This is a genomic window from Halomonas sp. TD01 (assembly GCF_923868895.1).
In the GTDB taxonomy this organism is placed as follows: Bacteria; Pseudomonadota; Gammaproteobacteria; order Pseudomonadales; family Halomonadaceae; genus Vreelandella.
The window spans coordinates 2,871,827-2,886,159 of the sequence record NZ_OV350343.1 but is presented as its reverse complement, the minus strand read 5'-3'; the positions used below and the strand labels follow the sequence as shown (position 1 = coordinate 2,886,159).

Here is a 14,333-nt window from a genome sequence, read left to right as displayed (position 1 = left end):
CTACTCGACCTCATGATCGGGCGGCACGTCCAGCAAACGTAGGGCATTACCTGTAACGCTAGAGAACACCGGGGCAGCCACCGCTCCGCCATAAAACTCGCCGGCGCGAGGGTGATCAATCATAACGACGGTAACAATACGCGGGTCAGAAATAGGTGCAATCCCCGCAAAAACACTGCGATAAGCATCTGTGGTATAGCCTTGCTGCCCTATTTTACGCACCGTGCCCGTTTTCCCCCCCACACGATAGCCCTCAACGCGAGCTCGCCGTCCACCTGTATAAGCTGCGACCGACGTTTCTAAAATATTCAGCAAATCATTGGCAACCGTAGGCGATATGGCGGGAATGCCTTGGGGAGGTTCAGAAAGCCTTAACAGCGAAGGAGGTAAGCGATCGCCGTTATTTGCAAGCGCTGTGTAAGCACTGGCTAATTGAACTGCTGAAACAGAGAGACCGTAGCCATAGGAAAGCGTCGCTCGCTCGCTTCGAGACCAACGCACTGGCGCCGGCAAACTGCCTGTTGCCTCACCAGGAAAGCCGGTTCCTGGTGCCTGCCCAAGCCCTAATTGATTGTATTTTTCCCAAATGGCAGTATCGCTTAGCTGCAGCGCTAAGCGAGACATGCCTACATTCGAAGATTTTTCTAGAATCCCCGCCAAATCTAACTCACCATAATTACGGAAATCACGAATAGTGAACTGATCCAAGCGCATCCAGCCAGGCGAGGTATCCACCACAGCATCGCGATTTACAACGCCACTTTCTAGTATTGCAGCCATTGCCAGAGGCTTCATAACAGACCCGGGCTCAAACACATCAACTAGTGCCTGATTGCGCAAACCTCGTGGATCCAACCCAGCTCGGTTATTCGGGTTGTAAGAAGGCAAGTTAGCCATAGCCAACACCTCCCCAGTACGCGCATCGAGCATCACTAATACGCCCCCGTCCGCTTCATGTTCGGATACGGCAGCGCGCAATTCTCGATAGGCCATGTACTGAATACGCTGATCAATTGCCAACGTTAACTCACCCCCAGGCTGCGCTTCACGAATAACACCAAGCTCACGCACCAAGCGCCCTCGTCGATCTTTAATGACGCGGCGCTGACCAGGGTGGCCCGCCAGATAAGGCTGATAAGAAAGCTCCAGCCCCTCTTGACCCACATCATCCACATTTGTAACACCGAGTAACTGGGCCGCCACTTCACCTGCTGGGTAGTAACGCTTATATTCACGCTGAGGATAAACACCTGGCGTACGTAGGTTTAGTATTCGCTGAGCCGCTTCTGGTGTCATTTGACGACGAAGATACATAAACTCGCGACTGCTATACCGAGAAACACGCGACTCAAAGTCGTCTAACGACATGCCTAAGGCTTGAGCCAACATTACTCGCTGAATGGCATCTGCAGGTAGCTCTTGGGGGTTTGCCCAAAGCGTCACAACGGGCGTAGAAATGGCCAGCGGCTCACCGTTTCGATCGGTGATCATACCGCGGTGTGCGGGTATTGCTTCATGGCGAAGCGTACGGGCATCGCCTTGACTTTGTAAAAAAGGGCGATCAATTACCTGAAGCAGCGTAATCCTGCCAACTAAGATGGCCGACGCTACCATTACAATGATAAGAATAAATAAAAAACGTCCGCCAGCTAATGGCGGCGCGATAGGCATTTGACGGGATATCCCTCCCCGACTTTCGCGCTTCATGGCCGAATCACCTCGACGTCATTCACATCGGGGATGCGCATTTCAAGCCGTTCCGTAGCAATTTGCTCTATACGGGCCGGAGTAGACCACGCTCCCTCTTCCAATAGCAGCTGCCCCCATTCTGTCTGCAGCTGATTTTTTTCCTGCTCTAATTGCTGTAGTTGCGCATACTGCACCCGCGTCATATGTGTAGTGGCAACCACTAAACCACCGGTAACAACACACGCTAAAAACAGCACCATAAGAATAACCGGCCACGCGCGAAAACGTAGCTTGAAAGGCCATTCGGTGCGCAACGTTGACGCCCAACGCTCAATCCGATCCATGCTCATGATCACACTCGTTTACGGGCGGCTCGCATGACGGCACTGCGCGCCCGGGGGTTAGCATCTACCTCTTCATCACTTGGGCGCATTCCTTTACCCAAGGCTTCAAGACGGCGATTTAGCTGATCATCGCGAATGGGCACGCCCCGTGGCAAGTGCGTGTCACCACGCACGTGGTGGCGAATAAAGCGTTTTACACGACGATCTTCAAGAGAGTGGAAGCTAATCACAACTAGGTGTCCGCCTGGCGCCAACGCTTCCAACGCCCCTTCAAGCGCTGCATCCAGTTGATCAAGCTCACCATTTAAATAAATACGCAGCCCCTGAAATGCTTTAGTCGCTGGGTGACGACCCTTTTCCCAGGCAGGATGAGCCACTTTTAATACTTCTGCCAAATCGACGGTATGAGTAAAAGGTTTCTCTACACGTCGCGTAACAACGGCACGCGCTAATCGCTTTGCGTAACGCTCTTCACCATAGGTTTTAAACACATTGGCAATATCACTTTCGCTAGCACGGGCTAAAAACGCGGCAGCACTCTCTCCTTGCGTTGGATCCATACGCATATCAAGAGGCCCATTGCGCATAAAACTGAAGCCACGCTCTGGATCATCTAATTGCGGAGAAGAAACGCCGATATCTAACAATACGCCTGATAGCTTTCCGTAAACCCCCTGCTCTTGCGCATATTCGGCTAACCGCGCGAACTCCCGCTGCGTAATGTCGAAGCGAGGATCATCGATATCTTCAGCGGCTGCGATTGCTTGGGGGTCACGGTCCATAGCCATTAAACGACCCTGCTCACTCAAGCGCGAAAGAATAACGCGGGAATGCCCACCTCGCCCAAACGTGCCATCTAAATAAATACCGCTGGGATTATGAACAAGTGTATCTACCGCCCCTTCTAGTAAAACGCTGGTGTGGCGAAAATGGGAAGTAACCTGGTCAGCGTCAGGAGAAGGCATGTTAATCTCACACAATGTTAAGAAAGATGCGAACGGCGCACCTTTTATGGAAATGGGGAGTCGGCCGATAAGCCGGGTTCTGTCGTGGACAGTCATTCCTCTAGGCGCTGCGTCACCACAGCGCTCAAGCAACCTACCCGGACCCAGCGCGGGCCACGCCATTGGGTCCCTATTTGGTCTTGCTCCGAGTGGGGTTTACCATGCCACGCACTGTTGCCAGGCGCGCGGTGCGCTCTTACCGCACCCTTTCACCCTTACCGGCCTCGAAAGGCTTAGGCGGTCTACTCTCTGCTGCACTTTCCGTCGACTTACGCCGCCCAGGCGTTACCTGGCACTCTGCCCTATGGAGCCCGGACTTTCCTCCCCCAACACACTTTTACAAGTGTGTTAGCGGCGACTGTCTGGCCAACTCCGGCGGCAAGCATACCAGCGCCCCGCCGCCGCCTCAATGCTCACCTTTCAATGCTTGCAATCTTGCGTACCATTCTTGCTTTCGGCCACCTAGCATTTTTGCAGCGACAGCGGCCCCCTGCTTAACGCCAACTCCCTCTACCAGCATTGCTTTAAGCAGCTCATCAGCGACAATCGATTGCTCGTCACCGCGCACAACTGGCGGCGCACCTGCAATCATCACTACAAACTCCCCTCGGCTCTGGTTAGGATCTTGTAACAATTGTTCAAGTAATGCCTGGGGAAAACCTTGCAGAAAGGTTTCGTATGTCTTGGTTAGCTCCCTTGCCAACACAACTGCTCTATCCGGCATTTGCTCGCACAAAGCTTCCAGAGTATGCACAATCCGGTGTGGCGACTCATAGAACACCAAGGTTTCCTCACGGGTCTGCCATTTTTCAAGCGCTTGCCGTCGCGCACTTGGCTTGGATGGTAAAAACCCCCCGAATGTAAACCTATCAGTCGGCAACCCAGCTGCTGAAAGCGCGCTGACCAGTGCACAAGGCCCTGGAAGCGGGACGACCTGCCTGCCCCGCAACCGTAACTCTCTGACCAATAAGAAACCTGGGTCGCATATAAGCGGCGTCCCAGCATCACTGATAAGGGCAATATTTTCCCCCGCCATTAAGTAACTATCTAGCGTATCGACTCGCCGCGCTTCATTATGTTCATGTAATGAAAGCATCGGCGTATTAACGCCTAAATGCGCTAACAAGCGGCCGCTGTGACGTGTATCCTCAGCAGCAATACGTGATACTTCTGCTAATACCCGAGCAGCGCGTGGCGATAAGTCTTCCAAATTCCCAATTGGCGTGGCAACCACGTACAATATACCCGGATGTTGGTGTGTCATCGTGACTCCCGATTTGTTAATAGCCTGCACTGACGGTGCGCTATGCTTGTGCAATGGTAAATTTATCTGCTCGTTGAGCGGCGGCAGCGCAAATGGAAACTAAGGAAGGATACATGAAACAGTCAATACGTGGATTATTAGCCACTGCCTTCATGGCGCTTCTAATCACAGGGTGCGCTATGCAACCCCCAAGCGTGGTTGACCGCGTCCCTGACCAGGATGCCAGTCGACTGCTCAGTCAAGCAGAGCAGCAAGCGCCAGAGCAAGCAGCCAAGACTCGACTGGAAGCGGCAAATATCCTCGCTAGACAAGGGCAACGCGACAACGCTTTTGACGCAGCCGATGCGGTTGATGAAAACATGCTCTCAGAATCGGATCGGGTGCGCTGGGCAATGCTTTTCTCAGAACTTGCCCGAGGCCTCGAAAACCCCCGCGCCGTCTTGCGCGCAACCCAAGTGCTTGATGACGAACTTCCCATGCAAGCAAACCAACAAAAAACCCTTGCGGAACGCCAGCAGTGGGCACGCCAAGCCTTGGATCAAGCAGAGCCAGCAAAAGTATCTATACCTGAACTAGAGGGTGTCGACATACGCCGCATTGCAGTGGCATTACCAGAGTCTGGTCCATTAAGTAGCGTGGCTAATGCCATTACTTCCGCCATGCGCAGCCATCACGGCTTACGTGGAGATAATGTACAGCTGAGCTTCATCGATGCGTCTCAATATTCACTAGACGAGATTTATCAACGTGCAGAGCAAATGAATGCTCAGCTTTTGATTGGCCCGATTGATAAAGAGCAAGTCACCCAACTAGAGCAGCGAAATAATGTACCGCTACCCACACTGGCTCTAAACTATGGCAACAGTGCAAGCAATCAAGCGCCCCAACTCCTCCAGTATGGTTTATCTGCTGAAGATGAAGCTCGCCAAGCAGCTCGCCGAGCCTTTCAGGACGGCCATCGTCAAATGTCTATCATGGTGCCCGACAACGCCTGGGGACGACGCGTAGGCGAAGCTTTCTGGAACGAATGGCAAGGCCAAGGTGGTGAGATCACAAACGCCGTACGCTATGATCCTAGCAGCGCCGTGGCTAATGCAGTAAAAACGGCTCTCAATGTCAGCGGCGAGCGCGCCCGCCTTAACAACATTGATGCCTTATTCCTGCTGGCACTCCCCGAGTACGCACGCCAAGTACCGCCCACCATGGACTACTATTACGCCCCCAACCTTCCTATTTATGCTACCTCTCACCTTCATGAAGGGCGTCTACAAGCACGCTTAGATCAAGATCTAAATGACGTGATGTTCATCGATATTCCTTGGCAAATTCCTGACGCAGCGGTAGGTGGTGAAGAGGCACTGCCCTTTTACTCTACGTATGCAGAGCTCCGCAATGAATCTGACGCCTCTATGTTTCGCCTGATGGCAATGGGCGTGGATGCCTACGAACTTGGCATTCGCCTATCAGATCTGTCCGCCCTTGATGGCCTGAATGGAAGCACTGGAACACTTCGCCTTTCAGGTGATGGCAGGGTTTATCGAGAATTACCGTGGGCTAAATTCCAAAATGGCGTGCCTTCGCCCATTTTGATTCCCGGCCTGCTGAACGATGACCAATAATCATCAAAAGTCCAATACACCGCAAACAGCACGAACACGGGGAGCAGCCATTGAGCAATTAGCCGCTCAATGGCTGCAGCAACATGGTTTAACGCTTATCGCTAGCAATCATCATGTCAAAGGCGGCGAGCTAGATCTTGTGATGCAAGACCAGGACACCCTGGTCTTTATCGAGGTCAAACATCGCACCACTACCCGCTACGGTCACCCTTTAGAGACCGTCACTGCTCAGAAGCGACATCGCCTGATACGAGCGGCTAAGCTCTATATCGCGCGACATGCTGTTTCAAGTCCGTGTCGCTTTGATATTCTAGCAATCACGGGCACGCCCCCCACGCTTGAATTCCAATGGGAAAAAGCGGCCTTTGATGCTTACTGATACTTTTAACTAGGAAGCCCTAATGGACTTTCAATCACGCATACTTAATCACTTTAACGCCAGCATAGACACGAAGACGTATGCCAGCGAAGTGCTGCCGCCTTTTATCGAAGTCGCCAGCCAAATGATGGTGCAGTGCTTAGTTAATGAAGGCAAGGTTCTCGCCTGCGGCAATGGTGGCAGCGCAGGTGACAGCCAGCACTTTTCTTCAGAGCTGCTAAATCGCTTTGAACGTGAGCGCCCCAGCCTACCCGCACTAGCGCTGACAACTGATACCTCAACGCTTACTTCGATCGCTAACGACTACAGCTATAATGAAGTATTTTCCAAGCAGATTAGGGCGCTAGGCCAGCCTGGAGACGTCTTATTAGCCATCTCCACCAGCGGCAACTCAGCCAACATCGTTCAAGCCATCCAGGCAGCCCATGACCGCGACATGACGGTAGTCGCCCTAACCGGCAGAGATGGCGGCAACATGGCATCACTACTCGGGCAGGATGACTGTGAGATTCGTGTTCCAGCGACATCAACTGCACGCATTCAAGAAGTTCACCTACTCGTCATTCACTGCTTATGTGATTTAATTGACGAGCAACTATTTGGCGGCGCCAACTAAATAGACAGCACTAAACAAATTAAACCGAGAAGATTAAACTGAACAGATACAATCAAACAGGTAGATTAATACCTGCTTACTTAACATTTTGAAAGGAGTCATCGCTATGGCCCTGCGTTATTCTTCACACAAACTAATTGCCGTTGCGGCACTTAGCGTTATTTTACTCGCCGGATGTGCTAATAACGCGGCATCTAACCCTTCCAATTATGGTCAGCGCAGCAGTGATGTTGAAGCCATTGACACAACTATTGAGCGCGAAGCCTCACGAGCACTGGAGCGCTCAGACGCCCGATTGAGAGATTCACGCATAAGGGCACACAGCTATAACGGCTCATTACTTTTAGTAGGACAAGTACCCAGCGAAGAACTGCGCACTAAAGCAGGTGAAGTCGCAGGCTCCCTACGAGGCGTTAACCAAGTACACAACGAGCTCAGTATTGCTGCGAATTTACCCGCTAGCCAGCGCCTAAACGACACTTGGCTAACCACCAATGTTATGAGCCACCTCGCCACCAATGACCGCATCGATTCATCAAAACTGAAAATCACCACAGAAAACGCGAATGTGTATTTGATGGGCATGGTGACAAGAGATGAAGGCGACCGGATTGCTAACGCAGTATCATCGGTTGGCGGCATTCAGCGAATCGTTAAAGTCTTTGACTATATTGATTGATTAACGCAGAACTATAAAAAAACCTCGTCGTCGGCATTGTGCCGAGACGAGGTTTTTATTCACCAACTGCTTTCTGTAAGATTGTTAAAAAACCACTCTACTTAACTACGCGCAGAGTCGGCTTTTTCTTAGCCTTTTTAGACGACTGATCAGACACGTCGCCCTCTTTTTCCGGGACTGGCTCTGTCACCGTTAATTCGGGCTTAGACGATTCATCAAAAGAGTCTGAAAAATTATCGTCTAGTTCTGCATCATCAAACTCTGCCGCATCCAGCTCTGGCTCATGCCCAAATACCATACCAGCACCATTTTCACGAGCGTATATCGCAATAAGCGCCGGTGTTGGAATCATTACTTGCATAGGCTGGCCGCCAAAGCGAGCGTTAAAACCCATGGCCTGATTTTCCATGAACAGGTCACGCACAGCGGTCGGCGCTACATTCAACACAATTTGCCCATTTTGAACAAACTGACGTGGCACTTCCACGCCAGGCTGGGTAGCATCAACCACCACATAAGGCGTTAACTCATTATCTAACAACCACTCATAGAGAGCTCGGGCGAGATAGGGACGGCTCGATTTCATAAGACTCCCTCCTCCTGACAAATATGCCTCCTTGCCTGATTAAGGAAAAGAGGCAGTATGAATTCAAGCGCGCATCTCTTTTTCACGCTCGTTTAAAGATGCCTTAAACGCTTCACGTTCGAACACCCGCGACATATAGCTCAGTAGAGGCTTCACCTGTTTTTCAGGCAACTCAATATTTAGCTCAGGCAAACGCCACAAAATCGGCGCTAGGCAGCAGTCTACAAGTGTAAACTCTTCACTCATAAAGTAAGGCATGTCTTCAAAGATAGGCGAAATCCCGATGAGGCTTTCGCGCAGCTCTTTGCGTGCCTTTTCCGCTTCTTTTTTACCACCGGTACGTATTTGCTCCAGCATCGGGCACCACTCGCGCTCAATACGATGCATCCACAAACGGCTTTGCGCCCGCGCTACCGGATAAACGGGCAACAGAGGCGGATGTGGGAAACGCTCATCCAAATATTCCATCATGACCTTAGATTCATAAAGCACTAGATCACGATCCAGCAGCGTAGGCACGCTGTTGTACGGGTTGAGGTCTGCTAACTCTTCAGGTGGACGCTCATCGCTGACATCTACGATATCAACTGCCACCCCCTTTTCAGCCAGAACAATGCGCACACGATGACTAAAATGATCATCATTACCAGAGTAAAAGATCATCGACGACCGCTTGGCCACAACACCCATGAAAGCATCCTCGCATCAAAACAATCTTTGATAATAACACGCCAGCGCTAGCTTATGGGAAGGTAACCCGCTTTGCATTACGACTGGCTAGATAAACAAAAGGCGCACGGCTTCCGCCGTGCGCCCGACATGCCTGTCATCACTTAATGGCTAGTGAATGTCTCGCCAGTACTCACGCTTGAGCAGGTAAGCAATCACACCAAAAATGAAAATGAAGATCAGCACTTTAGGCGCCAATGCCTGGGCCTGAAGCTTGGAGGGCTCACCTACATAAGCTAAGAAGTTAGTAAGGTCATACATCGCTTCCTCAAACTCAGCAGGTTCGAGCTCACCGGGCTGGGTCACTTGCAGCACATCACAAGACTGATACTTACCCGACAAAGGATCTGGCGACTGACCCGCCACCGGCTGATCCGTTTCCGAGCACACCAGCTCTTGAACACCCTGCAGAGGCTCCAACACGTTAGGCATCGCAACTAAGTCGAACACGGTGTTGTTAACACCTGTGGGGCGACTCGGATCCCTGTAGAAGCCAAGCAGATAAGAGTAGATCCAATCTGTTCCACGCACACGCGTTTTTAGCGATAGGTCGGGCGGCGGCGCGCCAAACCAGGATTCAGCATTACCACTGTCCATCGCAATGTGCATCTGATCATTAAACGCCAGATCAGAGGAGAAAATCAGGTTCTCTTCAACCAAATCCTGAGGCATCCCCAAATCATCAGCCGCACGAGCAAAGCGCTGATACTGGAGCGAGTGACAGCCCATGCAGTAGTTAACATAGAGCTTCATGCCATTTTGCAGCGAGGCTTGATCGTGCAGATCAGGATCCATCGAATGAGGGACGCTTGCAGCTGGTGCTGCCATCGCCGTTACTGGCACTAACGCGAAAAGGAGTCCAAATAGATACTTTTTCATTAGCCAGTCACCCTTTCCGGAACGGGTTTAGTCTTCTCCAGCTTGGTGTAGAACGGCATCAAGACGAAGAAGGCGAAATAAATGACGGTGCATACTTGTGCCAGAATGGTTCGCCCCTCGGTTGATGGCAACACACCTAAAACACCGAGAATAACGAAGCTGATCGCAAATAGCAGCAGCATAACTTTCGACATCCAGCCTTTATAACGCATAGAGCGCACCGGACTACGATCCAGCCAGGGTAGAACAAACAAGATCGCGATCGCGGCCCCCATGAATATAACGCCGAGGAACTTAGCGTCTAAGCCAAACACCGAGAAAGTGATCGCGCGGAGAATGGCGTAGAAAGGCGTCATATACCAAACGGGCGCAATATGATCAGGCGTCTGCAGCGGGTTTGCTGGGTCAAAGTTTGGCCTTTCAATAAAGTAGCCGCCGCCCTCTGGGAAGTAGAACACCACCACACAGAAAACAAACAGGAAGACCGCAATACCCACCAAGTCTTTTACCGTGTAGTAAGGATGGAAAGGAATTCCGTCCAGCGGCACACCGGCCTCATCTTTCTTCTGCTTGATATCAATGCCATCTGGGTTGTTAGAACCCACTTCGTGTAGCGCAATGATGTGCAGCACAACAAGCGCTAAAATGACGATTGGCAGAGCAACCACATGCAGCGCAAAGAAACGGTTTAGGGTAATACCTGAAATCAGGAAGTCACCACGAACCCACTGTGCCAAGTCAGGACCAATACCAGGAATCGCTGAAAACAGCGAAATAATAACCTGGGCGCCCCAGTAAGACATCTGGCCCCATGGCAACAGGTAGCCCATAAAGGCTTCCGCCATTAGCACCAGGTAAATAGTCATACCAAAAACCCACACTAGCTCGCGAGGCGCCTTGTAGGAACCATACAAAAGGCCACGAAACATATGCAGATAGACGACAAGAAAGAAGGCAGAGGCGCCCGTGGTGTGCATATAGCGAATCAACCACCCCCACTCCACATCACGCATTATGTATTCGACAGAATCGAATGCACCTTCAGCAGAGGGGTTAAAGCTCATGGTAAGCCAAACCCCGGTCAGGATTTGGTTAACCAACGCCAGAAGCGCTAACGAGCCAAAGAAATACCAAAAGTTGAAGTTTTTCGGCGCGTAGTATTTGGAAAGATGCTCTTGCCACATTTGAGTAGCAGGGAAGCGATCATCTACCCACCGCATGATGCCTTTTTCCGCCTTGGCTTTATTCGGATTACCCATTAGGCAGTCTCCTCATCTTCGCCGACGACAATGATGTCATCATTTTCAAAGCGGTAGGGTGGAACCTCAAGATTGGTCGGCGCAGGTACGTTACTGAACACGCGACCGGCTAAGTCAAAGCGGGAGCCATGACATGGGCAGAAGAAACCACCCGGCCAGTTGTCCACCCCTACGCCTTCGGCATTGGGCTCAGGCCGAAACAGCGGCGAACAACCCAAATGTGTACAGATACCAATCAGCACGCCTATTTCTGGCTTGATAGAGCGCAAACCACCTTGGATATAGGCTGGCTGCTGCGGCACTTCCGAATCAGGATCCGCTAAGGTGTCAGCACCCAACGCTTCAGTTCGCTCGATCATTTCGGACGTACGATTAATAATCCAAATCGGCCGACCGCGCCACTCAACGGTCATACGCTGCCCAGGTTCTAGCTTCGATATATCAGCTTGAACAGGAGCACCTGCCGCTCTTGCCCTGGCACTAGGCTGCCAAGAAGCCACAAAGGGAACCGCAACCCCGACCGCGCCCACCGCCCCCACAACGGAGGTGGCGCCTACGAGGAAACGGCGCCGACCTTTGTTTACGCCGTTATCTGCCATTTCTGGTTTCTCCCATCAGCTTACCCGTTCCGCCGCAAAGGCGTCTTGCGACGACGAATATCAAATACGCTCTATGTTAAAAAAACAAAGCGCTCTGCACAAGAACAACCGCCCGTGACCATGGTGGTATAAGCGTTATAATTTTTTGATATTCCAATAAAAAGCGCCCAGGTCTTTGACCTGGGCGCTTTTTTGCCGCATAGCGTGAAATTAACGCTTAGAGAACTGCGGACGACGACGTGCTTTACGCAGACCGACTTTCTTACGCTCAACCTGACGGGCATCGCGGGTTACATAACCGGCGGCGCGCAACGTTGGGCGCAGATCTTCATTGTAGTTCATCAGGGCGCGAGTGATACCGTGACGAATGGCACCTGCTTGAGAGGAGCCACCGCCGCCAGCAACAGTGACAAACACGTCAAACTGATTCAGCGTTTCAGTCAACTCAAGCGGTTGACGAACAACCATACGACCGGTAACACGACCGAAATACAGGTCTAGGTCTTGGTTGTTGACAGTAATTTTGCCAGAGCCCGGCTTCATAAACACGCGAGCGGTGGAAGTCTTGCGGCGCCCGGTACCGTAATACTGCTGTGTCATGGCGAAGATTTCCTCAGATGTTCAGTTCAAGCGGCTGTTGGGCAGCATGCGGATGCTCGGCACCGGCGTACACTTTTAACTTGGAGTACATAGCGCGACCCAAAGGACCTTTCGGCAACATGCCTTTAACGGCAGACTCAATAATGCGCTCAGGGGCATGATCAAGCATTTTGTCGAATGTCATAGAGCGCAGACCGCCCGGGTAACCAGTGTGGCGATAATAGGTTTTAGCCTTCGCCTTGTTTCCGGTTACGTGGACTTTTTCAGCATTGATAACAACGATGTAGTCGCCAGTATCAACGTGAGGAGTAAATTCGGGCTTATGCTTGCCACGCAGGCGGCGAGCAATCTCGGTTGCCAGACGACCGAGCGTTTTGTCCGTAGCGTCGACTACATACCAGTCGCGCTGGACGGACTGCGGCTTAGCACTGAACGTCTTCATGGATAAAATCACCAGATTAAGTGTATTGGGTAGCTCACACCGCTAGATAAGCGATGAAGCACCATCCCTATTTTTTTTGGTTGCCAGAAAAAAAACCAGCAACATGCAGCGAGGCGGCATTCTACAGCAAGCGCAGAAGTAAGTTAAGTGCCGCCACTGTTTTTTATTGGCATCGTTTTTACTTGCACTGCATTTATTAGTGCCACGCCCGGAACTCAGCCACTAACATCCGTCGTTATGGCTTATGGGGTAACGCCAAATAATCTTTAGACTGCATCTCCTGCAGACGCGACAACGTCCGCTGAAATTCAAATGTCAGCTTCCCATCGCTGTACAGCGCCTCAACCGGCACCTCTGCCGACATCAACAACTTAACCCCACGATCATAAAACTCATCAACCATATTAATAAAACGGCGAGCCTGGTCGTCTGTCTTTGCATTCATCTGGATAACGTTAGATACCAAAACCGTATGGAATTCTCTAGCAAGCTCGATGTAGTCATTCTGGCTACGCGGCCCATCACATAGCTCAACAAACTCAAACCACGCCACATCTTCATGGAGACGGCGCGTCTTTAAAACACGATGATTAATCTCTAAGGGCGCACCCTCCTCGCCCTCATGTCCCGCTATTTCTCTAAAGCTTCTGCTTAGCTCCCGCTCCGCCGCTTCATCAAGCGGCGCATGAAAAATTTCGGCTCGCTCCAGGGCACGCAAACGGTAGTCAATACCAGAATCGACGTTAACGACCTCGCAGTGACGATTCACTAGCTCAATGGCGGGAACAAACCGCGCGCGCTGCAACCCATCTTTATAAAGGTCGTTAGGCACTATATTCGATGTAGCAACCAATACCACTCCGCGCTCAAACAGCGCCTCAAGCAAATTGGCCAAGATCATCGCATCGGTAATATCTTTGACAAAAAACTCATCAAAGCAGATAACACGCGTTTCGGCTGCGAACTTGCCAGCAATCAGCGTCAGAGGATTCTTTTCACCCTTGTAGTGCGTCAACTCATTGTGGACGCGCTGCATAAAGCGATGAAAGTGGGTGCGCATCTTTTCAGGGAACGGTAGAGCCTCGTAGAAGGTATCAACTAGATACGTTTTGCCGCGCCCCACGCCCCCCCAAAAATAGAGCCCTTTTACGTCGGGCAGCGCTGGCTCATCTGTACTAGCCTTTTTACCAAGCAGCCCGGCAACCTTTGCTTTTAACCCTTTGCTAGCAACAACGGCTTTAGGAGCGCTAGCAGGCGTGGCTAACAACTCATCATAAAGGCGCTGAAGATGCTTAACCGCCTGCTCTTGAGCAGGATCATACTGGAAGTCGTCACGCTTTAAGTCTTCTTGATACCGCGCAAAAGGCGTTAGTCGGCTCGCCTGCTCACTGTCTTGACGTGCAGATAATGATGACATCAACTCGCTCCCGCAGCGCACATCGTGAACGAAACTGTGACGTGGTAAGGACACAGCCTGCTCAAATAAAAAAGAGATATTATACGCTGCATAATGACTGAGCGCATGAGTGGATTGACCCAACCAACGGATACGCGCCTATAATGGTCAAGCTTTGTTAAGCTGTTTGTTAAACTATTTGTCAAACCCCGCCATGCGCTTGGTGGCGTGCATCACCTCTAGGGAGAA

The 14,333-nt window shown here is 51.3% G+C and carries 16 protein-coding genes and 1 other RNA gene; 4 read left to right on the top strand and 13 right to left on the bottom strand.

Annotated features, from left to right (window positions below):
* The 5 genes from L1X57_RS12915 to rsmI form a co-directional block, all read right to left on the bottom strand.
* The gene (locus tag L1X57_RS12915; RefSeq protein ID WP_039868471.1) at positions 1-1,707 is read right to left on the bottom strand and encodes a peptidoglycan D,D-transpeptidase FtsI family protein; all 1,707 of its coding nucleotides are present in this window, start codon (positions 1,705-1,707) and stop codon (positions 1-3) included.
* Positions 1,704-2,039 carry a cell division protein FtsL gene (ftsL, locus tag L1X57_RS12910; RefSeq protein ID WP_009722006.1) on the bottom strand — a complete coding sequence of 112 codons (336 nt, stop codon included), beginning with the start codon at positions 2,037-2,039 and terminating at the stop codon, positions 1,704-1,706. The genes L1X57_RS12915 and ftsL overlap by 4 nt, the downstream gene beginning before the upstream one ends.
* Positions 2,040-2,041: 2 nt before the next feature.
* Positions 2,042-2,998: a 16S rRNA (cytosine(1402)-N(4))-methyltransferase RsmH gene (rsmH, locus tag L1X57_RS12905; RefSeq protein ID WP_009722005.1), complete on the bottom strand. Its 957-nt coding sequence runs from the start codon at positions 2,996-2,998 to the stop codon at positions 2,042-2,044.
* Positions 2,999-3,050: 52 nt separating this feature from the next.
* Positions 3,051-3,411: RNase P RNA component class A (rnpB, locus tag L1X57_RS12900), an RNA gene on the bottom strand.
* Positions 3,412-3,443: 32 nt separating this feature from the next.
* Positions 3,444-4,301, bottom strand: a complete 858-nt coding sequence (rsmI, locus tag L1X57_RS12895; RefSeq protein ID WP_009722004.1) for a 16S rRNA (cytidine(1402)-2'-O)-methyltransferase — start codon at positions 4,299-4,301, stop codon at positions 3,444-3,446.
* Positions 4,302-4,414: 113 nt separating this feature from the next.
* Here rsmI and L1X57_RS12890 point away from each other — a divergent pair, with 113 nt between their 5' ends.
* The 4 genes from L1X57_RS12890 to L1X57_RS12875 all read left to right on the top strand — a co-directional run bounded on the left by L1X57_RS12890 (position 4,415) and on the right by L1X57_RS12875 (position 7,594).
* Positions 4,415-5,920, top strand: coding sequence for a penicillin-binding protein activator (locus tag L1X57_RS12890; RefSeq protein WP_009722003.1), 1,506 nt, complete (start codon positions 4,415-4,417; stop codon positions 5,918-5,920).
* Positions 5,910-6,299: a YraN family protein gene (locus L1X57_RS12885; protein WP_009722002.1), complete on the top strand. Its 390-nt coding sequence runs from the start codon at positions 5,910-5,912 to the stop codon at positions 6,297-6,299. Before L1X57_RS12890 ends, L1X57_RS12885 begins: the two co-directional genes overlap by 11 nt.
* Before the next feature lie 22 nt (positions 6,300-6,321).
* Positions 6,322-6,915, top strand: a complete 594-nt coding sequence (locus L1X57_RS12880) for a phosphoheptose isomerase (RefSeq protein WP_009722001.1) — start codon at positions 6,322-6,324, stop codon at positions 6,913-6,915.
* A gap of 106 nt (positions 6,916-7,021) precedes the next feature.
* A complete protein-coding gene (locus tag L1X57_RS12875; RefSeq protein ID WP_009722000.1) occupies positions 7,022-7,594 on the top strand; it encodes a BON domain-containing protein in 573 nt (190 codons plus the stop codon).
* Positions 7,595-7,691: 97 nt separating this feature from the next.
* Here L1X57_RS12875 and L1X57_RS12870 read toward each other — a convergent pair whose 3' ends face one another.
* The 8 genes from L1X57_RS12870 to zapE all read right to left on the bottom strand — a co-directional run bounded on the left by L1X57_RS12870 (position 7,692) and on the right by zapE (position 14,105).
* The gene (locus tag L1X57_RS12870) at positions 7,692-8,180 is read right to left on the bottom strand and encodes a ClpXP protease specificity-enhancing factor (protein WP_009721999.1); all 489 of its coding nucleotides are present in this window, start codon (positions 8,178-8,180) and stop codon (positions 7,692-7,694) included.
* A 63-nt stretch (positions 8,181-8,243) separates the two neighbouring features.
* A complete protein-coding gene (sspA, locus tag L1X57_RS12865; protein WP_009721998.1) occupies positions 8,244-8,870 on the bottom strand; it encodes a stringent starvation protein SspA in 627 nt (208 codons plus the stop codon).
* 150 nt (positions 8,871-9,020) lie between these two features.
* Positions 9,021-9,788 (bottom strand): cytochrome c1, encoded by a 768-nt coding sequence (locus tag L1X57_RS12860; RefSeq protein WP_009721997.1) that lies wholly within the window; start codon positions 9,786-9,788, stop codon positions 9,021-9,023.
* Positions 9,788-11,047, bottom strand: coding sequence for a cytochrome b (locus L1X57_RS12855; protein WP_009721996.1), 1,260 nt, complete (start codon positions 11,045-11,047; stop codon positions 9,788-9,790). Before L1X57_RS12855 ends, L1X57_RS12860 begins: the two co-directional genes overlap by 1 nt.
* On the bottom strand, positions 11,047-11,646 hold the full coding sequence (petA, locus tag L1X57_RS12850) for a ubiquinol-cytochrome c reductase iron-sulfur subunit (RefSeq protein ID WP_009721995.1): 600 nt from the start codon (positions 11,644-11,646) through the stop codon (positions 11,047-11,049). The genes L1X57_RS12855 and petA overlap by 1 nt, the downstream gene beginning before the upstream one ends.
* Before the next feature lie 210 nt (positions 11,647-11,856).
* Positions 11,857-12,246: a 30S ribosomal protein S9 gene (gene rpsI, locus L1X57_RS12845; RefSeq protein WP_009721994.1), complete on the bottom strand. Its 390-nt coding sequence runs from the start codon at positions 12,244-12,246 to the stop codon at positions 11,857-11,859.
* A gap of 13 nt (positions 12,247-12,259) precedes the next feature.
* Complete coding sequence (rplM, locus tag L1X57_RS12840; protein WP_009721993.1) at positions 12,260-12,688, bottom strand: 50S ribosomal protein L13; 429 nt, start codon at positions 12,686-12,688, stop codon at positions 12,260-12,262.
* A 235-nt stretch (positions 12,689-12,923) separates the two neighbouring features.
* The gene (zapE, locus tag L1X57_RS12835) at positions 12,924-14,105 is read right to left on the bottom strand and encodes a cell division protein ZapE (RefSeq protein ID WP_009721992.1); all 1,182 of its coding nucleotides are present in this window, start codon (positions 14,103-14,105) and stop codon (positions 12,924-12,926) included.
* Between the last annotated feature and the right edge of the window lie 228 nt (positions 14,106-14,333).